Annotated in this window: 19 protein-coding genes; 10 read left to right on the top strand and 9 right to left on the bottom strand. The window is 37.8% G+C overall.

Features of this window, described 5'->3' with window-relative positions; all coding sequences use genetic code 11:
* Nucleotides 1–248 precede the first annotated feature (248 nt).
* Genes DHW03_RS09140 through DHW03_RS09130 form a run of 3 tightly spaced genes read right to left on the bottom strand, consistent with a single transcriptional unit; the run spans nt 249 to nt 3004 of the window.
* Nucleotides 249–1139 (bottom strand): DUF6263 family protein, encoded by an 891-nt coding sequence (locus DHW03_RS09140; protein ID WP_109925436.1) that lies wholly within the window; start codon nt 1137–1139, stop codon nt 249–251.
* A 16-nt stretch (nt 1140–1155) separates the two neighbouring features.
* Nucleotides 1156–1935, bottom strand: coding sequence for a M90 family metallopeptidase (locus DHW03_RS09135; protein WP_109925435.1), 780 nt, complete (start codon nt 1933–1935; stop codon nt 1156–1158).
* 43 nt (nt 1936–1978) lie between these two features.
* Nucleotides 1979–3004 carry a Gfo/Idh/MocA family oxidoreductase gene (locus DHW03_RS09130; protein ID WP_109925434.1) on the bottom strand — a complete coding sequence of 342 codons (1026 nt, stop codon included), beginning with the start codon at nt 3002–3004 and terminating at the stop codon, nt 1979–1981.
* A gap of 105 nt (nt 3005–3109) precedes the next feature.
* Between DHW03_RS09130 and DHW03_RS09125 the strand changes: the two genes are divergently transcribed.
* Nucleotides 3110–3454, top strand: coding sequence for a hypothetical protein (locus DHW03_RS09125; protein ID WP_109925433.1), 345 nt, complete (start codon nt 3110–3112; stop codon nt 3452–3454).
* Nucleotides 3455–3547: 93 nt separating this feature from the next.
* Here the strand turns inward: DHW03_RS09125 and DHW03_RS09120 are convergent, their stop codons facing one another.
* The 4 genes from DHW03_RS09120 to DHW03_RS09105 form a co-directional block, all read right to left on the bottom strand.
* The gene (locus DHW03_RS09120; protein WP_205940987.1) at nt 3548–4225 is read right to left on the bottom strand and encodes an OmpA family protein; all 678 of its coding nucleotides are present in this window, start codon (nt 4223–4225) and stop codon (nt 3548–3550) included.
* 174 nt (nt 4226–4399) lie between these two features.
* Complete coding sequence (locus tag DHW03_RS09115; RefSeq protein ID WP_109925431.1) at nt 4400–5092, bottom strand: ABC transporter ATP-binding protein; 693 nt, start codon at nt 5090–5092, stop codon at nt 4400–4402.
* A gap of 2 nt (nt 5093–5094) precedes the next feature.
* Nucleotides 5095–6567: a DUF5687 family protein gene (locus tag DHW03_RS09110; protein ID WP_109925430.1), complete on the bottom strand. Its 1473-nt coding sequence runs from the start codon at nt 6565–6567 to the stop codon at nt 5095–5097.
* Between the two features lie 51 nt (nt 6568–6618).
* On the bottom strand, nt 6619–7899 hold the full coding sequence (locus DHW03_RS09105) for a replication-associated recombination protein A (protein WP_109925429.1): 1281 nt from the start codon (nt 7897–7899) through the stop codon (nt 6619–6621).
* Between the two features lie 142 nt (nt 7900–8041).
* Between DHW03_RS09105 and DHW03_RS09100 the strand changes: the two genes are divergently transcribed.
* Complete coding sequence (locus DHW03_RS09100) at nt 8042–8422, top strand: VOC family protein (RefSeq protein ID WP_109925428.1); 381 nt, start codon at nt 8042–8044, stop codon at nt 8420–8422.
* 30 nt (nt 8423–8452) lie between these two features.
* Nucleotides 8453–9184: a class I SAM-dependent methyltransferase gene (locus DHW03_RS09095; RefSeq protein WP_109925427.1), complete on the top strand. Its 732-nt coding sequence runs from the start codon at nt 8453–8455 to the stop codon at nt 9182–9184.
* 178 nt (nt 9185–9362) lie between these two features.
* Here the strand turns inward: DHW03_RS09095 and amaB are convergent, their stop codons facing one another.
* Nucleotides 9363–10904: an L-piperidine-6-carboxylate dehydrogenase gene (gene amaB / locus DHW03_RS09090; RefSeq protein ID WP_109925426.1), complete on the bottom strand. Its 1542-nt coding sequence runs from the start codon at nt 10902–10904 to the stop codon at nt 9363–9365.
* Nucleotides 10905–11466: 562 nt separating this feature from the next.
* Here amaB and DHW03_RS09085 point away from each other — a divergent pair.
* The 7 genes from DHW03_RS09085 to DHW03_RS09055 all read left to right on the top strand — a co-directional run bounded on the left by DHW03_RS09085 (nt 11467) and on the right by DHW03_RS09055 (nt 17548).
* Nucleotides 11467–12870, top strand: coding sequence for a tetratricopeptide repeat protein (locus DHW03_RS09085; RefSeq protein WP_109926005.1), 1404 nt, complete (start codon nt 11467–11469; stop codon nt 12868–12870).
* Nucleotides 12871–12930: 60 nt separating this feature from the next.
* The gene (locus DHW03_RS09080) at nt 12931–13698 is read left to right on the top strand and encodes a phosphosulfolactate synthase (RefSeq protein WP_109925425.1); all 768 of its coding nucleotides are present in this window, start codon (nt 12931–12933) and stop codon (nt 13696–13698) included.
* A 79-nt stretch (nt 13699–13777) separates the two neighbouring features.
* Nucleotides 13778–14521: a shikimate dehydrogenase family protein gene (locus tag DHW03_RS09075; protein WP_109925424.1), complete on the top strand. Its 744-nt coding sequence runs from the start codon at nt 13778–13780 to the stop codon at nt 14519–14521.
* Nucleotides 14522–14559: 38 nt separating this feature from the next.
* Nucleotides 14560–15147, top strand: a complete 588-nt coding sequence (gldD, locus tag DHW03_RS09070) for a gliding motility lipoprotein GldD (RefSeq protein ID WP_109925423.1) — start codon at nt 14560–14562, stop codon at nt 15145–15147.
* A 30-nt stretch (nt 15148–15177) separates the two neighbouring features.
* Nucleotides 15178–15816 (top strand): MBL fold metallo-hydrolase, encoded by a 639-nt coding sequence (locus DHW03_RS09065; protein ID WP_109925422.1) that lies wholly within the window; start codon nt 15178–15180, stop codon nt 15814–15816.
* Between the two features lie 112 nt (nt 15817–15928).
* A complete protein-coding gene (locus DHW03_RS09060) occupies nt 15929–17161 on the top strand; it encodes an ABC transporter permease (protein ID WP_165825398.1) in 1233 nt (410 codons plus the stop codon).
* Entirely contained in the window at nt 17162–17548 is a 387-nt protein-coding gene (locus DHW03_RS09055) for a hypothetical protein (RefSeq protein ID WP_109925421.1), read from the top strand. It abuts the gene before it with no gap.
* Nucleotides 17549–18820: 1272 nt separating this feature from the next.
* Here the strand turns inward: DHW03_RS09055 and DHW03_RS09050 are convergent.
* Complete coding sequence (locus DHW03_RS09050) at nt 18821–20488, bottom strand: sodium/sugar symporter (RefSeq protein ID WP_109925420.1); 1668 nt, start codon at nt 20486–20488, stop codon at nt 18821–18823.
* Nucleotides 20489–20495: the final 7 nt, after the last annotated feature.

The raw sequence follows: 20495 nt of genomic DNA, 5'->3' as shown, positions 1-20495 counted from the left end.
TGCGTTTAGAGTACCGATTCTTACACCTCAACTTTGTCTCCTTTCTTTTATGTTTTAGCTTCCAAAACGGTTAAAACTGGATTTTTTGCTACGGAAACACCGAATACACAGAACGAATTAATCTTCTCAACCGATTTTTGATTGCCGTTTGGGTTATATGTTTCTTGCGTGCTTAGGTGGTTCAAAATTTGTTTTTGGTGCTAAAACTATTTTTGATTGATGATACAGCCTCATCACCAATTGAGGTTTTAGTTAATGGCTTTACCTGTAATTTGGTTAATGCCTTCCATTTCGAAATCTATATTTTGATTTTTAGCCTTCATGGTTCCGTACAGCTCCAAACGCAAATAACTGCTTAGTATTACGCCAGTTTGAAGGTCAATCTGCATGTCGCCTGAATTTGTTCCCTTTAAATCGGTCTCAATATTGGTTCCCATCGAATCAAAACCGCCTTTAGAAATCAAATTTCCTTTCACATTTAAAAAGGCTATTCCATCCTTTACCAACTTAAGGGTATAGGTGGTTATGGTTTCCACTGGCATGGTCATTTGCATTTTGGTATCAACTGTCCAGCTATCGCCAATTTTAACTGGTTTATCTGGATAAACCTTGAAGGAGGATTCCATTGTTTGTTTCATGCCGTCAGCACTAAACTGCTTGCCTATGGAAGCTTTAATTGCCCTTATCTGACTGGTGTCTGAAGTCATTTTAGAAGCCATGTTATCCAGCATTTTTTCTACTCCATTAACCTTTTTTATACTTCCATTAGGACCAAAAACCATTTCGAAGGAAGCACCTTTTAAACCCGCAAATGGATTTGGCTTACCCGGTTCTTGCTGGTCGGAATCCATAATTAGGGTATTTCCCATTCCGGTTGATTTCATATTGATCCTGTCGTAAATCACTTTTACGGTTTTATCGCCTCCCTGATTTGCAGCAACATCAAAAGTATAAGCCGTTCCAATTTCCTGGCTCAGATTGATGTTCTGATCTCCAATTTTTTGTTTGATAATTTGGTTGGAAGTGAGCTTATAATCATACTTTTTGCCTATTGGATAGTTTTGTTTCAAAACATAAACCTTTTGAGCGAATGTGCTGGTGATCAAAAAGAAGCAAATTAATGTAGGGAAGATTTTCATAATTAGATGTTGGGTTTTAATTGTTTCCGACAGGTTGCTGGGCAAAAATCCGACTCAAAGCCTGATATAAATCTGGGTGTTTATCTTTTAAAAGTTCTGGCTTTTCGAAAAAATATTCTGAAACAACGGCAAAAAATTCCGCCTGATTGGTAATGGCATAAGGATTAATATCCGATTTGTTTTCCTCAATTCTTTCCATTTCTTCATGCATCATTTTAATCCATGGTAGGGTATATTCATGGCTCATTAAATTTTCGGGCACGCCATCTGTGGCTCCATCAGATTTATCTAGTAAATGTACAAATTCGTGAATGGCAGTGTTCTCTTTACCTGCGCTCTTAGAAAAACCATGCCTTAAGGCCGATCGGGATAAAATCATCTGACCGTTCATGTAACCACTTCCAACCATTCCCATAATATTTCGTTCGCCACCTTCAAATTGAAAATCTTTGTTGAAGGTATCGGGATATAACAGTACGCTGGTTAGATTTTTATACTGCCAATCTTCAAAGCCAAATATCGGAATTACCGCACTTGAGGCAATCAAGAGTTCATCTAAAGTTGTCATTTCCAATTCAACCGCTTCAATTTTTACCGTGCTAAAAAATTCGGCAATTTTCTGCTCAAATCTCATCTTTTCAGTCGAATCTAAATTATGATAGAAGCCAACATAATCATCCAAAATTTTCTTATCGGTATCTGTTAAAGGTTCAATCGCAGGTTTCTTTTTTCGGAGAATAAAATATAAAGTAAGTAGGAAGATCGGGATTAAATAAGCAAATGGTAATGAATTCATTTTTTGTAATTGCGTTGTTTTAGATTTGTGTGGTTTGTAGGTACTAACTTTCTATGATTTCCAATTGAGTTAACACATCTGCTCTACCAACTGGATAAGGCTTATGTGCTACTAACGATTGGTAAACCGCTTCGAAGAGTGGTAAGTATGTCCCAATTTCTGATGCGATAATTTCTTCTGATTTATTGCCTTCAGCATCAATGGTGGTTAAAATTCCTTCTTTACCTTTTGGTTCAATGCCATATCCATCATCAGCTGGTTTCATCCCAGCCAATAACTGCTCCTCTTGAATGTCGGCCTTTTGTTTGATAAAACTTCCGTTTATGCCATGCAATACAAATGCAGCTTGAGGGTTTACCACCAACATGCTCGAAGTTACGAAAATGTTAAAGTCATTTGGATAATTTAGCTGAATGCTGAAATAATCATCAACCAAGGTTCCTTGTCTATTTTTACCTGTAATTTTATGGTAGTCCGATGGTTTTCCGAACAGACTGATCACTTGATCTAAGAGGTGTGGACCTAAATCATACAATAACCCGCTGGCTTCTACAGGGTTTTCTTTAAATGCTTTGGGGCCAATTACATTTCTATAACGATCGTATCTCAAATGCATTTCAACCAGCTTGCCCAATTTACCACTATCTAAAACCTTTTTTACTGATATAAAGTCACTATCCCAACGGCGATTCTGATAAAATAAAATTTGTTTCCCAAACTGATCTGCAAGGTTAAAAAGTTCTTGAGCTTGGGCAGAGGTAGCCGTAAATGGTTTCTCTACTAAAATATTTTTTCCCTTTTTCAAAGCCATTTTGGCGTGCTCATAGTGGAGATTACTTGGCGTATTAATTACGATCAGTTCGATTTCTTCATCGTTCAGCAACTCATCAATACTGTTGTAACTCATCACATCTGGGTAATCTTCTTGTGCCTTTTTTTGGTTGCGCTCGGTAATTGCTTTTAACTTAAAGCCAGGATGTGCATTTAGAAATGGGGCATGAAAAACCTTTCCAGACATGCCGTAAGCCATTAATCCAACAGTAATTATTTTATTTGAATTCGTATCCATAAGTATGTAATGTAACCAAAAATACAATAATGGTTTAATGTTTTGTACTAAACCATAAACCTTTTACCAGAGGGTATAAACCTTTTTACACTATCTTTGCATTCTATGAAGCCGTCGGAAATTAATGCGAAATGGAAAATTTTACAGGAACGAATTGCCAAAGAATTTGATTCTGATTTTCCGGATTTGAAAGTGATGCTGTTTTTAATTGGCGTGCAAGAATTAGGAAAGGGACCAAAAAAATACAGCAAACGCCAAAAAGAGGAGCTTATGCATATTGCAACTTGCAGACTTTTAAGTGAAATGGATTTCTACGAACTGGAGGGTGTAGATCAAGACGGTTGGCCACATTGGAAATTGGTGAAGGCCATACCACCTTACACCATGTTGGAGCAGGAGCTTTTGATGAAATCGTTGGTGGTGAGCTATTTTGAAGATATTTATTCTTAACCGGAGTTCGGGGTTGAATAACAAAAAACCCCAATGCAATGCACTGGGGTTTGACTATATAATGACCTCATAGGTAGAGGGAATTTGCAAATATTATCCTTGTTTTTGTGCCGCTGCTTTTAAAGCATCGTTGGCTACAATAACAATCTCTACACGACGGTTAGCCGCACGGCCAGCGTCAGTTTCGTTATCAGCAATGGGTTCAGCAAAACCTTTACCAATGGTTACCAACCTAGAAGCTGGAACACCTTGTGATACTGCATAAGCTTTTACCGCTGCCGCTCTTCTTTCTGATAAGCCTTGGTTATACACTTCTGTACCTTTGTTATCTGTATGACCGATAATCTTAATGTCGGTATCAGGATATTGGTTTAATGATGAAGCTAAACTTTGAACGTTGCTTTTAGCCGCATCTTTCAACGCTGTTTTATCGAAATCGAAAAGAATACCACTATCAAATTTTACAATAATACCTTCACCTTCGCGAATAACCTCTGCATTTGGGATTGCTTTTTGAATTTCGGCTGCTTGTCTATCCATTCTACGTCCGATAAATGCACCAGCAGTACCACCAATAGCACCGCCAATTAATGCGCCTACCGCAGTATTACCTGCTTTTTTACCAATTAATGCGCCAATTACACCACCTGCTGCGGCACCAATACCTGCTCCTTTTTGTGTTTTAGTTAAACTATCGCAACTTTGGAAAGCCATTGAACCTACTGCCAATCCTATACTTAGTGTCGCTATTCTTACTTTTGAAATACTCATAATAATCTAGATTTATAATTCTATCCATCCTATTCAAACACAATGCCAAAAAAACCCCGCCAGTGATATTATTTGGATTTGATTACAGGAGCGCCATTAAAAATAAATTTAAGGGTATTTAAAAGAGAGCCGTTTTAGCGAACACTCTAGTATGTATCATTCTTAGTACGAAAACTATGCAGAGAAATAGCTCTTTAGTTCCTTTAATGTGTTTTCGTCGGTTTTAAAATCTTTTATTACCTGTCCTTTTTCTACCAGTATAATTCGATTACATACATCAGTAACGTGATTTAAATCATGACTGGAAATAAAGGTGGTCATATTGCCAGGGTGTTCCTTTAACAATTTTTTTAAACGGATTTGAGTAGTTGGATCTAAATTAGCAAAGGGTTCATCCAAAATTAAAATTTCTGGCTTCTGCATCAAGGCTGCTGCAATTCCAACTTTGTTTTGGTTTCCTTTACTAAAATCGCGGATATATTTGCCGCTATTCAAAATTTCTCCGTTAAAAAATTCATTGTATTGCATTAAGTATGACGAAACATCGGCTACGCTCAAATTATGCAAACTGCCTATAAAAATAAAATACTCTTCTGGCGTTAGATAATCAATTAAAAAACCTTCATCCAGAAATGAAGCGGTGTAATCTTTCCACCCGTCACTCTGCATTACATTTTCGCCTTTTGATAAAACCTCCCCCTCAGTTGGGCGAATTAAATCCAAAAGCATTCTGAAGAAAGTGGTTTTACCTGCGCCATTATTGCCCACTAAGCCAATGGTTTCGCCTGGCTCAATCTGCACATGCGCAATGTTTACAACGGTTTTATCGCCATAAACCTTTTTCAAATTTTTTACTTCTAAAATCATAATTATTCTCTAAAGCCTTCGGCTATTTTATATCGTTGTTTTTCAAATTTTTTGGTGATGAAGTTTACCCAGAAACCTCGTAGCAGTAGCATAATTAATCCGAACAAACCTACAACCACTAAGCCCCAATACGGCATATTGAGCATCCCGAAGGGTACGTATAATAAAATTGGAACTAAGGCATAAGGAAAAATGAGTATAAATTGTGTTGCGCTTGTACCCTGATAATTAAAGCTGGCAGCTTTGGTAATGTCCAAGCGCTTATGGTTTAGGGTAGCCAAATAAAGCACTACAACTGTCCCAAAACCAATGTTATACAAATAGGCGGCAAGCTGTAAAAGCAACAATTTCGGACTTAAAAATCCATAAAAACTAGCTAAAACCGTAATAATGGTTGATGCAATGGTAAACAAGAGGAACTTTGCTCTGATAAAATCTTTAAAGTTTATTTTTGCACTTAACAGTCCATCAAAATGTGAGCTTTGCCAAGCAAACATGAACTGGCCATAAATGATGATGGAAACACCTGTCATAAAAATTGCTCCGAACATCATTTGCCCAAATTTATCGCCATCAATTGCTGGTGTTTTGTAGAACAAAAATCCATATAAAAGGAAAAAGAAACCCAATATAACCGATGATCTTGAACGTTTGTGGCGAAGAATCAGTTTAAGCTCTAGTGCGGCCAATTCGCCAACTTTACCAAAGCGATTTAAGAAAGCATAATCTGTACTGACCTTTTTCTCCTGTTTACTGCTTAGTTCTTCTGTATAAAGATTTCTGGCTAAGAAATTCGAATTGAGCTTGAAAACCAAAAAAGCAGCGATGGTGAAGATCAAACCAAGATACGGATGTTGTGCAATGGTATTGAAAACAAAGTTGGACGCGGCCATGATGGAAATAATTTTGAAATATTCCAGAGCGGCAAAACCAGCGACAATCAATAAGCCAATACCGGTGTATAAAACATTGGTAATGGTTTTTCTTTTTATGTATAAAACTAAGTAGTTGTTAAAGAGGGCAATCGAGAAAATCGAAATGATATACATGATGGTTGCAAAAGCACCGTAGGCACCTGCAATTCTCATAAAAATAAAAGGGAGGAATAAAAAGAAAGGCCAAAGGTTAAATGCAGAAAAAAGTGCTTTTATGTTTAAGAAACTAATGATTTGGCGCTTCTTAATTTTTAGATGTAGATAGGGAATAATGCTCATGGTTGGCAACTCTTGAAGTTGCAAGCGCATAATAAACTCAAAGGCAAAATAATAAAGAATTAATCCATTAAAACTTTTGATTACATCTTGATTCGGGAAAATTTTAGGGAGCAAGAACGGCATACTGAAACCTGCCCCAACTGCAATTGCCAAAAAGTAAAGCATAAAAAAACCTAAAATAATCTGAGTGGCAATACTACTACCTCGGTTCCGCGAGCGCCAAAAAGATTTTCGTTGATGGCTTAAAAAAGTACTTAGCATAGGGTTTAGTCTTGTTTGTTTATTAGTACCCGTTTTTAAATAATTGTTACACTAATAATTGTATTTGTCTTTCCAATTCTGTTTTAGCTTTTCTCTGATCTTTTCTTCAGCAGGATTTTTGCCTGGGTCGTATAATTTGGTGCCGCTAATTTCGTCGGGAAGGTATTCTTGTGGTTCGAAATTTCCTTCGTAACTGTGCGAGTATTTGTAATCTTTGCCGTAGCCAATATTTTTCATCAATTTGGTTGGCGCATTGCGGATGTGCAATGGTACTAGCAAATTACCAGTTTTTTTAACCAATGCCTGTGCTTCATTAATTGCCATGTAAGCCGCATTACTTTTTACTGAACTGGCTAGGTAAGTAACGCATTGCGATAAGATTATACGTGCCTCTGGGTAACCAATTACATTAACGGCAGTAAAACAGTTGTTAGCCAACAACAAGGCATTGGGGTTTGCATTCCCAATATCTTCTGAAGATAAGATTAGTAATCTTCTAGCGATAAATAAAGGATCTTCTCCGCCTTCAATCATTCGGGCTAGCCAATATACCGCAGCATTGGGATCACTTCCGCGGATGGATTTGATAAAGGCCGAAATAATATCATAATGTTGCTCTCCAGCTTTATCGTATAAGGCCAGATTTTGCTGTGCATGTGCCAAAACACTGTCATTTGTTAGGGTGATGTTATTGCCACCAATTCCATTTACAGCAATCTCTAAAACATTAAGCAACTTTCTGGCATCGCCACCTGATAGCCTAATTAATGCCTCGTGTTCTTTTATTGTAATGTGCTTTTCAGCTAAAATTGCATCCTTCTTAATGGCAGTTTCCAGCAATCCGGCCAATTCTTCCTCGGTTAAGGATTTTAAAATATAAACTTGGCATCTAGATAGCAAAGCGGAAATAACCTCGAAAGATGGGTTTTCGGTTGTTGCTCCAATTAAGGTAACTAAGCCCCTTTCTACGGCACCCAATAAACTGTCTTGTTGAGATTTGCTGAAACGATGAATCTCATCAATAAACAGAATTGGTAAACCCAAAAAGCTGTCTTTCAAGGCTGCGGCCTTATCAATCACATCACGAATGTCTTTTACACCACTATTTATCGCACTTAAATTAAAAAAAGGTCGATCTAAAGCCTGCGAAATGATATAGGCCAAGGTTGTTTTACCAACTCCCGGTGGTCCCCAAAAAATCATGGAAGGGAGTTGACTACTTTCTATGGCTTTTCTTAAAACTGCACCTGGACCAACTAAATGCTGTTGCCCAACATATTCGCTTAAATTTTGAGGGCGCATTCTTTCCGCTAAAGGTGCTTGGTTTTGCATAATGGTAAAAATATGTAAAAATTGGGTATTTTGTGGTGGGATTATCGCCTCAATCTAACTTCTTAAATGGAAAATCAAACAGTAATCTTAATCTAAAACAATTCGCGCAAAGCTTAGTTCTATTTAATTATAATGGATGATTATGGACATTAAAAATTTAGACCATTTGGTGCTTACCGTTGCCAACCTCGAAAGCACTTGCAGATTTTATAGTGTAGCATTGGGAATGGAAATCATCACCTTCGGGAAGGATAGAACGGCGCTTAAATTTGGAAACCAGAAAATAAACCTCCGCCCACTGCGCTGCGAGATTGAACCTAAAGCCTTTAAACCCATGCCGGGTACCGCTGATTTGTGTTTTATTACAGACACCAATATTGATGAAGTTATTCGGGAGCTGAAGGAAAATTGTATTGAGATAGAGGATGGGCCAGTGGAAAGAACAGGTGCAAATGGCAAAATTTTGTCGGTTTATCTGCGAGACCCAGACTTAAATTTGATTGAGATCAGTAATTATAAATAAACGCCTTGTTGTACAGATAACTTTTAAAAAATGAAAGATAACTTCTCCACTCAATCTGAAGGGTATTCGATTTATCGACCTACCTACCCAAAAGAATTGTATGACTATCTTTTTTCTCTGGTAGAGAATAAACAAAGGGCATGGGATTGTGCAACGGGTAATGGGCAAGTTGCTAGGGTTTTAGCGGGCGAATTTGATGCGGTTTATGCAAGCGATATGAGCGAAAATCAGCTTAAAAATGCGTTGAAGTTGCCAAACATCACGTATAAGATTGAGCCTGCAGAAACAACTTCGGCAGCCGATGCTAGCTTTGATTTAATTACAGTAGCCCAAGCCATACATTGGTTTAATTTTGAACAATTTTATACCGAGGTTAAGCGTACTTTAAAACCCAATGGCTTATTTGCTGTAATTGGTTATGGGCTAATGCAAATCGATAAAAAAGTGGATCAATCCATTTACAAGTTATATGAGGATATTTTGGGTAAATATTGGGATCCCGAACGCAGATACATAGAAGAAGGATATAAAACTATTCCTTTTCCTTTCGAAGAAATTATTGCACCTCATTTTCAAATCAAAACCAAGTGGGATTTTAATCAGATGGTGGGATATTTGAACACTTGGTCCTCGCTTCAGCACTATAAAAAGGCAAATGATAGAAATCCTTTAGAATATATGCTTACGGAATTGAAAATGGCTTGGGGCGATGATGCTGAAAAAGATGTGATTTTTCCAATTCTGCTTCGAGTGGGAAGATAAGGAATTTAGCGATGAGGCTCGTAAAAACACAAACCTATGCGTTGAAAGATACAGCCAATAACGAGACGAGTATAGCAATACCCAAAGCGATAATTGCCTTTTTTCAAATCCATTAAATGTGTTTATAACGCTATGGTACGTGTTTCCACGTACCATTAACGCTAAATTTAGCTCGTCATTATAAATCGAATTTTATGCCTTGCGCAAGTGGTAAGGTGTTGGAATAATTAATGGTATTGGTTTGTCGTCTCATGTATGCTCTCCAAGCATCTGATCCGCTTTCTCTACCCCCACCAGTTTCTTTTTCACCACCAAAAGCGCCGCCAATTTCTGCTCCAGATGTTCCAATGTTCACATTAGCGATACCACAATCAGAACCCGTGCTAGACAAAAACTGCTCTGCCTCTCTCAAGTTTAAGGTCATTATGGCCGAAGACAATCCCTGCGGAACGCCATTTTGCAAAGCAATGGCTTCATCTAAGGTTTTATACTTAATCAGGTACAAAATTGGCGCAAAAGTTTCATGCTGAACAATTTTAAAATCGTTTTCGACCTCTGCAATGCAAGGCCTAACATAACATCCACTTGCATAATCTGCGCCTTCTAAAACACCACCCTCTACCAAAAAATTCCCGCCTTCCGCTTTGCATTTTTCAATTGAATTTAAGTAGTTGGCAACTGCATCTGTATCAATTAATGGACCAACATGGTTGTTTTGGTCTAGGGGGTCTCCAATTCTTATTTGACCATAAGCCTTAACCAATTTTGCAGCGAAGGCATCGTAAACATCTTCATGGATAATTAGCCTCCTGGTTGATGTACAACGTTGGCCAGCAGTACCCACTGCACCAAAAACGGCTCCTATTAAACTCATATCCAAATCAGCATCCGCTGAGATAATGATTGCGTTATTGCCACCAAGTTCCAATAAGCTTTTGCCTAAACGAGCACCCACTGCCGCAGCAACGGCTTTTCCCATTCTGGTAGAACCCGTTGCAGAAATCAATGGCACACGTACATCATTTGTCATCCATTCACCAACTTCTTTATCGCCGATGATTAGGTTACAAACGCCTTCGGGGATGTTGTTATCTTTAAAAACTTGTGCGATGATATGCTGACAGGAAACTGCAGTTAATGGTGTTTTTTCTGATGGTTTCCAAATGCAAACATTTCCGCAAACCAGGGCCAGTGCGGTATTCCAGCTCCAAACGGCCACTGGAAAGTTAAAGGCAGAAATAATTCCAACCGGGCCAAGTGGATGCCATTGCTCGTACATGCGGTGGTTTGGTCGTTCGCTGTGCATGGTTAAGCCATAAAGTTGTCGAGATAAACCCACGGCAAAATCGCATATATCAATCATTTCCTGAACTTCGCCGAAACCTTCCTGCAAGCTTTTACCCATTTCGTACGAAACAAGGGTTCCTAAAGCATCTTTGTTTGCCCTTAAAGCATCGCCAAACTGACGTACAATTTCGCCTCTCTTTGGTGCTGGGATGGTTCTCCAGTGTTTGAATGCTTCTTGCGATTTTTTAACAATAAGCTCATAATCCTCAGCAGTTGCCACCTTAGCTGAGGCTATAATTTTTCCATCAACAGGAGAGTAACTCTCCAACGATTTTGCATTGGCATCTCCACCCCAAACGCTTCCGGTACTAAAAGCAGCATTATCGGCTTTTATGCCCAATTTATTTAATATGGATTGAATTTCAGTTCTCATATATATCTTATGATTTACACAAAAAAACAAAAAATTAAGATAAAGCCTGTTACATTTAACGCTTTAGTTTAACACATTTTTTAATATCGGGGTTTAAGATTAATTGGCCTACAAATATTTTGTTAAAAGGATAATTTTTCATTTCCCTAAACATTAGCAGACACCTTGCTCGTTTAAACGGGATTGAAGCGGTATCCTTTTGTTTTATTTCAAAACAAAAGATTTAGCGTAAAGCCCGACTAACGCTGATTATTGCACAGCGAGTGCTTTACAAAAACAAAACATTTACTAAAATGCACACTTCGTTTTCTTGACTCCTTCATTACGTTTTTATAATTTATTTGCACTATTTTTGTATTTGAAGGGAAAGAAGCCGCTGATGTTGTAAAAAATCCGAAGATTATCCACACATCTTAATCACATTGAATAGTGTTTATATTCAGCTATTTACATAGAATAAACCTGCTGATGTTAATAATTATTTCTGAAACGAATAATTAAAACTTGTAAACTTATAATGTGTTTTTCTGCTTATTGGCACGGTTCTTTTAATTTAATTAATATGGAAGAAGAATTCTTTTTTGAATCCAACGAAGACGCACAACGTTCTGTAGAGCGTTATGAAGAAATGCTCCGTAATCAGGATCAGTATTTCTTTGATGCGGGTGCATTCGAATATATTGTAGATTTTTACATTGAAAAAAACGATCCGGTTAAAGCCTTGCAGGTTGTAGATTTTGCAATTAGCCAACACCCATATGCAACCGTTTTTTTAATTAAACAGGCGCATCTTTATATTCTGACCAACAATAACGAAAAGGCTTTTATTGCTTTGCAACAGGCCGAACTTTTGGAGCCATCAGAACCAGATATTTATTTGTTGCGTGGCAATATTTTCCAAAACACCGAACGTTTTGATGAGGCTTTGGAGAATTATGAAAAGGCATTGGGTTTGGCAGAAAGCACGGATGAAATTTTATTGCAGATGTCTTATGTTTACCAAAGCATGTCTGACTATGAAAGTGCCATTACCTACATTAAGCTAAGTTTAGAACAAAATATGGAAAACCAAGACGGCTTGTACGAATTGGCTTTTTGTTATGATGTTTTAGACAAACAGGAAGAAAGTATTAAATTTTATCAGCAATACATTGATACCGATCCTTACTCTTATGCCGCCTGGTATAATTTGGGTAACAGTTTCCATAAACTTAATTTATTTGAAAAGGCTATTGATGCTTACGATTATGCCATTCTAATTAAGGAAGATTTTAGTTCTGCCTATTTTAATAAGGGCAATGCATTGGTGCAGTTAGATAAATATGATGAAGCGATAGAGGTGTACAAGCATACTTTTGAATATGAACAACCAAATGCTGATACCTATTGCGCCATTGGTGAGTGCTATGAGAAGTTGGAGAAAATGGATGAGGCCCGATCATATTACAAAAAATCGGTAAAAATGGACCCAAAAATGGCTGATGCCTGGTTTGGGATTGGCGTAACTTTAAACCATGAAGAACGCTATTTTGAATCGTTGCATTTTTACAAAAAAGCAATCGATATTGAGGATGAAAATCCAGATTTTTGGTTTGCAATGGCAGACGCCTATTATAAACTGGGGCAAATTGAAGAATCTATCGTGGCTTACGAGAAAGTTTTAGAGTTTAATCCGGTAGATGTTGAGGCTTGGTTGGATTTTAGTACCGTGCTTTATGAGCAAGGTAAGATTTTGGAAGCGTCTGAAACCATTGCTGAAGCCATTAAGAACAATCCTGAAGCCGCTGAATTATATTACAGAATGGTTGCCTATTTATTTGCTTTAGGAAATTATGGCGATGCTTTAGGTTATTTGGAGACCGCGCTGACCACCGATCCGGATAAACATTACATCTTATTCGAATATTTGCCACAATTGCAAGACAATAGCGCAATAATTAACGTAATTAACCGCTACATTAGGTAAAAAACTTGTGAGAAAATTTTAACATATAAATCTCAAAATTTTTTTCACTTTTGTACACATATGAATTACCCATTAACAAACGTTCCTGAACGCCCAACCAAACCACGCCAAAAAGGCTTAACCATGGTTATGGATAAAGGATTAAGCCTACGCCAGGTAGAAGATTTTATTGAAGTTGCCGGTGTACATACAGACATTGTAAAATTAGGTTGGGCAACATCTCATGTTACGCCAAATCTTAAAGAAAAATTAGCTTTATATAAAAGTGCTGGTATTCCAACCTATTTTGGGGGAACACTTTTTGAAGCTTTCATTATTCGTAACCAATTTTCTGATTATCAGCGTGTTTTAGATCAATACGGAATGGAATATGCAGAAGTATCTGATGGTTCTATAGAAATTGAGCACGATAAAAAATGTGAGTTTATTCGGGAATTGGCCAAACAAGTTACTGTTATATCAGAAGTTGGAAGTAAAGATGCTGCTAAAATATTTGCACCATACAAATGGATTAAACTGATGAATGCAGAAATTGAAGCGGGTTCTTGGAAAGTTATTGCCGAAGCACGCGAAGGTGGTAACGTTGGTATTTACCGCGGAAGTGGCGAAGTACGTGAAGGCTTAGTTGATGAAATACTAACTCAAATTCCGGAAGAAACCATTATTTGGGAAGCCCCGCAAAAAGAGCAACAGGTTTGGTTTATCAAGTTAATTGGCACGAACGTAAACTTAGGTAACATTGCACCGGCAGAAGTGATCCCTTTAGAAACCATTCGTTTGGGTTTACGTGGAGATACTTTTGATTATTTTTTAAATCAAGCAAAATAATTTTCTATCGTTTTAGGCAAAGCTCGGAGCAATCTTTTTAAGGTTGCTTCATGTTTTGTATTCACGTAAATAATGCTTCATGAAAACTTATGGTTTAATCGGCTACCCACTCTCTCATTCTTTCTCCAAAAAGTATTTTACAGAAAAATTCTTGAATGAGGGTATAACCGAGCATCAATACGAACTTTTTCCGATTGAAAACATCAATGCGCTGCCCAATTTGCTGGAAACTAACCCAACATTAAAGGGGCTAAATGTAACCATTCCGCATAAAGTGAATGTACTTTGCTATTTGAATGAAGTTGATGAAGCGGCTGAAAAAATTGGGGCTGTAAACTGCATTGCAATTAGCACTTTTGAAGGCGAAAATTATTTAAAGGGATATAATACAGATGCTTATGGCTTTGAAGAATCGCTAAAGCCCTTACTCTTGCCCCACCATAATAAAGCCCTTGTGTTTGGCGATGGGGGTGCTGCAAAAGCGGTAAAATATGTGCTCGAAAAGTTAAATATTGAGTATTTGGTGGTGGTACGGAAGCCAACATCTGGAGCCATTTTATACGATGATGTTACACCAGAAATTTTGGCAAAACACAAGTTATTGATTAACACAACGCCCTTGGGCATGTCGCCAAACGTAGATGCCTTTCCTGAAATTGATTATGTGATGATTGGGAAAGATCATTTGGCTTACGATTTGGTTTACAATCCACTAGAAACCGCCTTTTTGATCAAAGCAGCTCAACAAGGTGCCCAAACTAAAAATGGCTTAGAAATGTTGCACAAACAGGCCGAAAAAGCTTGGGCAATATGGAATAATTGAAATATTTTACCGTTAATTGCACCATAGTTGAATAAACGATGAAATTGAAGAACCTTTTTTTTGCACCTTTTATTCTGCTCTTAATCCTTGCTGCCTGCAATAACAATGATTACAGCCCGAAGCCGAAAGCCTATTACAGGATAGAATTTCCGAAGAAACAATATACAAGTTTTAATCGGCCTGTTCCGTTCAGTTTCGAATATCCAACTTATGCCACCATTGAGCAAGATAAAAGTCGTGATGCACATAAGGATTGGTACAATTTGCATTTCAAACAGTTTAACGGCTTTTTACATTTAACGTATTACGATGTATCTGGAAAAGGCGAATACGATGAAATGGTAGAAGATGCTCGAAAACTGGCTTTTAAGCATACCATTAAAGCCACAGCAATTGATCAAAAAATGATTAATTATCCAGACAGAAGGGTTTATGGAATTTATTATGCTATAGAGGGCAATACAGCTTCATCGGTGCAATTTTTCTTAACCGATAGTGCACAACACTATTTTAGAGGGGCACTTTATTTTAACGAAAGACCTCAATACGATTCTATTGAACCTGTGGTTAAGTTTATCAAAAAGGACATCGATAAAATGATTTCTACATTTAAGTGGAAGCAATAGGATTTCTGCAATATCAGCATCAAAAAAATTATGATTACAATAAAAACTTTCACCTTCAACGCCTACAGCGAAAACACCTATATTCTTTTTGATGAAACGAAAGATTGTGTAATTATCGACGCTGGCATGTATGAAGGCTCAGAGCAAAATGAACTTACTACTTACATTAAAGAAAATGGGTTAAAGCCTGTTTTGCTGTTGAATACTCATTGCCATCTCGACCATGTTTTCGGAAACAAGTTTGTTTTTGATACCTATGGTTTAAAACCACAGTTTAACATTGGTGAATTGCCAATTCTTCAGGCGGTGCCGAGTTACGCACCACAAATGGGCTTTGGCCGCTACGAGCTTTCTCCGGAGCCCGAAGTGTTTTTACCAGAAACTGGGACCATAAGCTTTGGTAACAGCACATTAGAATTAATTTTTGCACCAGGACATTCTCCTGCTCATTTGTGCTTTTACAGTAAGCAAGATCGTTTCTTAATTGGCGGAGATGTGCTGTTTTATGGCAGCATTGGACGTACTGATTTACCTGGGGGTAACCATCAACAACTCATTCAAAACATAAGCGACAAATTGTTTGTATTGCCCGATGAAACAAAAGTTTACCCTGGTCATGGTCCGGCTACGACAATCGGCTTTGAGAAAGAACATAATCCCTTCTTTTAGTGTTACTAAAAGATGAATAAGGTAGAAGAACCAATGATGATGATTAATCATTTCCTTTCGTATCTCCTACATTATTGGTGTTCTCTTTTTCATTTTACCTATATTTACCGACGTGAATACGCCCTTTTATATTGCTAAACGATACCTTTTTGCAAAGAAATCGACCAATGCCATCAACCTAATTTCTGGGATTTCTATGGTGGGGGTTATGGTTGGGAGTGCGGCATTAATTATAATTTTATCGGTATTTAATGGTTTCGAAACTGTGGTATTAAATATGTTTAACACCATTACCCCTCAAATTGCAATAACTCCAGCGCAGGGCAAAACTTTTGATCCAAATACGGCTTACTTTAATCAACTTAAGAAAAACCAAGATATTTACTCTTTCACGGAAGTTTTGCAAGAAAATGCTTTGTTAAAATACAACAATAAGCAAGCGGTAGGAATGGTTAAAGGGGTTAGTTTAGATTATTTAAAAAACGATAAATTAGATAGCACCATTAAAGAAGGTCATTTTGTGCTCCGCAACAAAAGCGGAAACAGTGCAGTTATTGGCTCGGCGTTACAAAGCTATCTCGCTGTAAATACCGTAGATCCTTTTACCGAACTGGAAATTTTTTCGCCAAAGAAAACCATGTCTGTAAATTCTATAAATCCTGCCGATGATTTTGTGATTAAAAGCATTAGGGTAAGTGGCGTTTTTGAAGTGCAACAAGAGTTTGATAACGGCATCATTGTTCCTCTTGATTTTGCAAGGGGCCTATTGGGAGAGGATAAAAATATATCTGCGATAGAAATAAACCTTCAGCCTGGGGTAAATGTGGATGATTTTCAGAATGAGGTAGTCAAAAAAGCGGGTTCGGGTTTCGAGGTGCGAAATCGAGCAGAACAAAATCGTTCGCTGTACCACATTTTAAATACAGAAAAGTGGGCAGTGTACATCATTCTAACTTTTATATTAATTATTGCTATATTTAATATCATTGGCTCTTTAACCATGTTGGTAATAGATAAAGTTAAGGATATTGCTATTTTAAGCAGCTTGGGTGCGGGCAAAGGACTAATAAAACGTATCTTTTTATTTGAAGGTATGATGATTACCATGTCTGGGTGTGTGTTGGGCTTGTTTATAGGATTAATGTTTTGCCTACTGCAACAACATTTTAACCTAGTAAAAATGGGCGAAGAAAATACGACTTTGATAAGTGCCTATCCGATAGGATTAAAATGGAAAGATTTCATTTTAGTGTTTTTTACAGTGGGTATTTTTTCGTTTTTGGCATCGGGTTTGTCATCTAATTTAAGTGTTAAAAAGATAGACCAGATTAATCAATCAATATAAATGAGAAAGTTTTTTAAACAAGTAATCGGATCTGCTATGCTTTTAGGTGTAGTTTTTACGGCTTGTAATCGTGATCAAAGGACAGAAGGAGAAAAGAGCAACGTTAAAACCGTGAAGGGCTTATACAGCTTTGGCCCTGAAATGAAATCTTTTACGCTATGTGAAGATGGTCGGGAGTATTGGGTGGCAGATAGCGTGAAAAATCTAGAACTTTCTTACAGTAAATTAAACTTTGAGAAGCCTTATGAGCCTGTTTATGTAGAGCTTGAGGGTTACTTTGCAAAATCTGATACGGCAACTGTTTCGGATGATTTTGATTCTACGCTGGTTGTAACTAAGATTATTAAAATCAGCAAAGAAATCCCTGATGGCCCCTGCGCACAGTAAAATTCATTCTATTAATTTCGATCTAAATCATCATCCTGCTTCTTATAAGCCAATTCCACTGACAAAACAAACGAGTAATTGGATAGCGCTCTCTGCCTATTCTTTATAAGCTCAATCTGTGATGTATTGTGTGTTTCGTGGAGACAGGAGCCACGGCGGTTAATCCCACATTTGGTAGTCTAATTTGAGTTTCGTGAAGGCACGAGCCACGGCAGATTTGTGTATTACCTTTGTAATGCAAACCTGATTGAACGGAAAGCCCCAATTTTTCATTGGGCTTGGAGGTAAAGCAGGACTGAAGATGCCAAGAACCGCTGACCGTTGCTTTCCAAAAAAATTGGTTAATTATGGTGTTTAATGATCTATTTTGTGTTTCGTGGAGACACGAACCACTGCGGTTAATCCCACATTTGGTAGTCTAATTTGAGTTTAGTGAAGACAGGAGCCACGGCGGAGTTGTTTTCCAAAAAAAATGGTTAATGATGGTTTTTAATGATCTATTTTGTGTTTCGTGAAGACACGAACCATGGCGGCGGATAAGCCGAATCTTTGATGTATTTATTTGTTTCGTGAAGGCACGAGCCACGGAAGATTTGTGTATTTCCTTTGTAATGCGAACCTGATTGAACGGAAAGCCCCAATTTTTCATTGGGCTTGGAGGTAAAGCAGGACTGAAGATGCCAAGAACCGCTGACCGTTGCTTTCCAAAAAAATTGGTTGCCAATTATCGTTTTTAGTTATTTATTTTTGTTTCGTGAAGACACGAACCACGGCGGTTAATCCCACATTTGGTAGTCTAATTTGAGTTTAGTGAAGACAGGAGCCACGGCAGATTTGTGTATTTCCTTTGTAATGCAAACCTGATTGAACGGAAAGCCCCAATTTTTCATTGGGCTTGGAGGTAAAGCAGGACTGAAGATGCCAAGAACCGCTGAACGTTGTTTTCCAAAAAAATAGGTTAATGATGGTTTTAAATAGTTTCTTCTGTGTTTCGTAGAGACACGAACCACGGCGGTTAATCCCACATTTGGTAGTCTAATTTGAGTTTCGTGGAGACACGAACCATGGCGAGTAGTTGCTTTCCAAAAAAAATGATTAATGAGGCTTTTAATGATCTATTTTGTGTTTCGTGGAGACACAAACCATGGCCGGGAGTTTTGTACTTGGTGAAGACACTAACTACAGCACAGAAACCACGGCGATAATCCTCTAGCAAAAAAAATGCTTTCCGATTTTAACCGAAAAGCATTTCATAATTAAATAGCTGTTTGACTACCAGAAAATGGAGTACAATGCTACCAAAATACCCACTACAAGTAAAGACCCTACTGCGAAGGCAGGATGCACTTTAAACATGCTGCTGTCGATCTCTAAACCGTTAGATTTGTCGCCTTTACTGTTTTCGATCATACTGATGGCAAACATCACCACCATACAAATTACAAAAACGAAGCCCATTCTATCTAAAAACGGGATTTCATAAACACCATCTGCATTGGCAACTGCGAATCCGTAATCGTGTAAGAATGACAAATCCATCATTCCTGGTAAAAACTTAAACAGTACGGATAGTCCGAAACCACCGATTGTAGCGAATAAAGCCGCATTGGAGGTTGTTTTTTTCCAAAAGAAGCCGAGTATGAACATGGCAAAAATACCCGGACTTACAAAGCCTGTATATTCTTGAATAAACTCGAAACCACCTTTTTTATCGATACCTAAGAAAGGAGAGATTGCCACAGCAACACCCATTGCAACAATTACAACAAGGCGCCCTGTACCTACTAAACCTTTTTCAGTTGCATCTTTTTTAATGTGTTTTTTGAAAATATCTAAAGTAAAAATGGTTGATATACTGTTGATTTTACCCGCTAATGAGGCCACAATGGCTGCGGTTAGTGCGGCAAAAGATAGTCCTTTTAAACCTGTGGGTAAAATGTTCAGTAGAGTAGGGTAAGCTCGATCTGGACGGAGTTCGCCTCCAGGCATCATTGAATTTACATCGATACCTGTTTTTTCTTGATATAACATATACACCGCAATACCTGGTAATACCACGATTAATGGCATGAGGAGCTTTAAAAATGCTGCAAATAAAATACCTGCTCTGGCGGTTTTTAAATCTGCACCGAGGGCACGTTGGGTAATGTATTGATTGCAACCCCAATAATTTAGGTTAACAATCCACATACCACCCAGTAAAACCGTCATGCCAGGTAGTGAAGCATAATTTGCACTATCTTTTTTGAAAATCATGTGGAAGTGATCTGGGGCCTTTTCTCGTAAAAAGGCAAGCCCATCCAACACGCCATGGCCACCAAAATGATCGCTAACCAAGTTTAAAGCCAAATAGGTTGTGGCTAAACCGCCAAATATTAAGAAAGCTACTTGAATAACATCGGTATAGCCAATTACTTTCATACCGCCTAAGGCAATAATTACAGCGAAAACGGCCAAGCCTATCATACAATACCAAAAGCCTATACCCGATATACTGCTTACGGCTAAAGCCCCCAAGTAAAGTATTGAAGTTAAGTTTACAACAACATACAACAATAACCAAAACACCGCCATAATCATTGCAACTGTACCATTGTACCGTTGACTTAGAAATTGAGGCATGGTGTAAATCTTGTTTTTTAAATATACAGGGATAAAAAATGTGGCAACAATGACTAGCGTTGCGGCGGCCATCCACTCGTATGTGGATATGGCTAAACCCATTTTAAATCCATCACCACTCATGGCTACGAATTGTTCGGCACTAATGTTTGATGCAATTAATGATGTACCAATTGCCCACCAAGTAAGCGAACCTTCGGCAAGGAAATAATCCTTACTGCTCATTTGAGCTTGCTTTTTGCGGTGATAGATCCAGAAGCCATAAATTGCCACAATAGCAAAGTAGGCTAGAAAGATAATGTAATCTGTAACTTTCATTTACAAT

The sequence above is a fragment of the Pedobacter yonginensis genome, from assembly GCF_003173595.1.
GTDB classification, from domain to species: domain Bacteria; phylum Bacteroidota; class Bacteroidia; order Sphingobacteriales; family Sphingobacteriaceae; genus Pedobacter; species Pedobacter yonginense.
This window is presented reverse-complemented; position numbering and strand designations above follow the sequence as displayed.

Bases quoted from the DNA above. Each gene is read 5' to 3' on its own strand.
- DHW03_RS09140 (WP_109925436.1), bottom strand. From the start codon at position 1,139: ATGAAAATCTTCCCTACATTAATTTGCTTCTTTTTGATCACCAGCACA.
- DHW03_RS09135 (WP_109925435.1), bottom strand. From the start codon at position 1,935: ATGAATTCATTACCATTTGCTTATTTAATCCCGATCTTCCTACTTACT.
- DHW03_RS09130 (WP_109925434.1), bottom strand. From the start codon at position 3,004: ATGGATACGAATTCAAATAAAATAATTACTGTTGGATTAATGGCTTAC.
- DHW03_RS09125 (WP_109925433.1), top strand. From the start codon at position 3,110: ATGAAGCCGTCGGAAATTAATGCGAAATGGAAAATTTTACAGGAACGA.
- DHW03_RS09120 (WP_205940987.1), bottom strand. From the start codon at position 4,225: ATGAGTATTTCAAAAGTAAGAATAGCGACACTAAGTATAGGATTGGCA.
- DHW03_RS09115 (WP_109925431.1), bottom strand. From the start codon at position 5,092: ATGATTTTAGAAGTAAAAAATTTGAAAAAGGTTTATGGCGATAAAACC.
- DHW03_RS09110 (WP_109925430.1), bottom strand. From the start codon at position 6,567: ATGCTAAGTACTTTTTTAAGCCATCAACGAAAATCTTTTTGGCGCTCG.
- DHW03_RS09105 (WP_109925429.1), bottom strand. From the start codon at position 7,899: ATGCAAAACCAAGCACCTTTAGCGGAAAGAATGCGCCCTCAAAATTTA.
- DHW03_RS09100 (WP_109925428.1), top strand. From the start codon at position 8,042: ATGGACATTAAAAATTTAGACCATTTGGTGCTTACCGTTGCCAACCTC.
- DHW03_RS09095 (WP_109925427.1), top strand. From the start codon at position 8,453: ATGAAAGATAACTTCTCCACTCAATCTGAAGGGTATTCGATTTATCGA.
- amaB (WP_109925426.1), bottom strand. From the start codon at position 10,904: ATGAGAACTGAAATTCAATCCATATTAAATAAATTGGGCATAAAAGCC.
- DHW03_RS09085 (WP_109926005.1), top strand. From the start codon at position 11,467: ATGGAAGAAGAATTCTTTTTTGAATCCAACGAAGACGCACAACGTTCT.
- DHW03_RS09080 (WP_109925425.1), top strand. From the start codon at position 12,931: ATGAATTACCCATTAACAAACGTTCCTGAACGCCCAACCAAACCACGC.
- DHW03_RS09075 (WP_109925424.1), top strand. From the start codon at position 13,778: ATGAAAACTTATGGTTTAATCGGCTACCCACTCTCTCATTCTTTCTCC.
- gldD (WP_109925423.1), top strand. From the start codon at position 14,560: ATGAAATTGAAGAACCTTTTTTTTGCACCTTTTATTCTGCTCTTAATC.
- DHW03_RS09065 (WP_109925422.1), top strand. From the start codon at position 15,178: ATGATTACAATAAAAACTTTCACCTTCAACGCCTACAGCGAAAACACC.
- DHW03_RS09055 (WP_109925421.1), top strand. From the start codon at position 17,162: ATGAGAAAGTTTTTTAAACAAGTAATCGGATCTGCTATGCTTTTAGGT.
- DHW03_RS09050 (WP_109925420.1), bottom strand. From the start codon at position 20,488: ATGAAAGTTACAGATTACATTATCTTTCTAGCCTACTTTGCTATTGTG.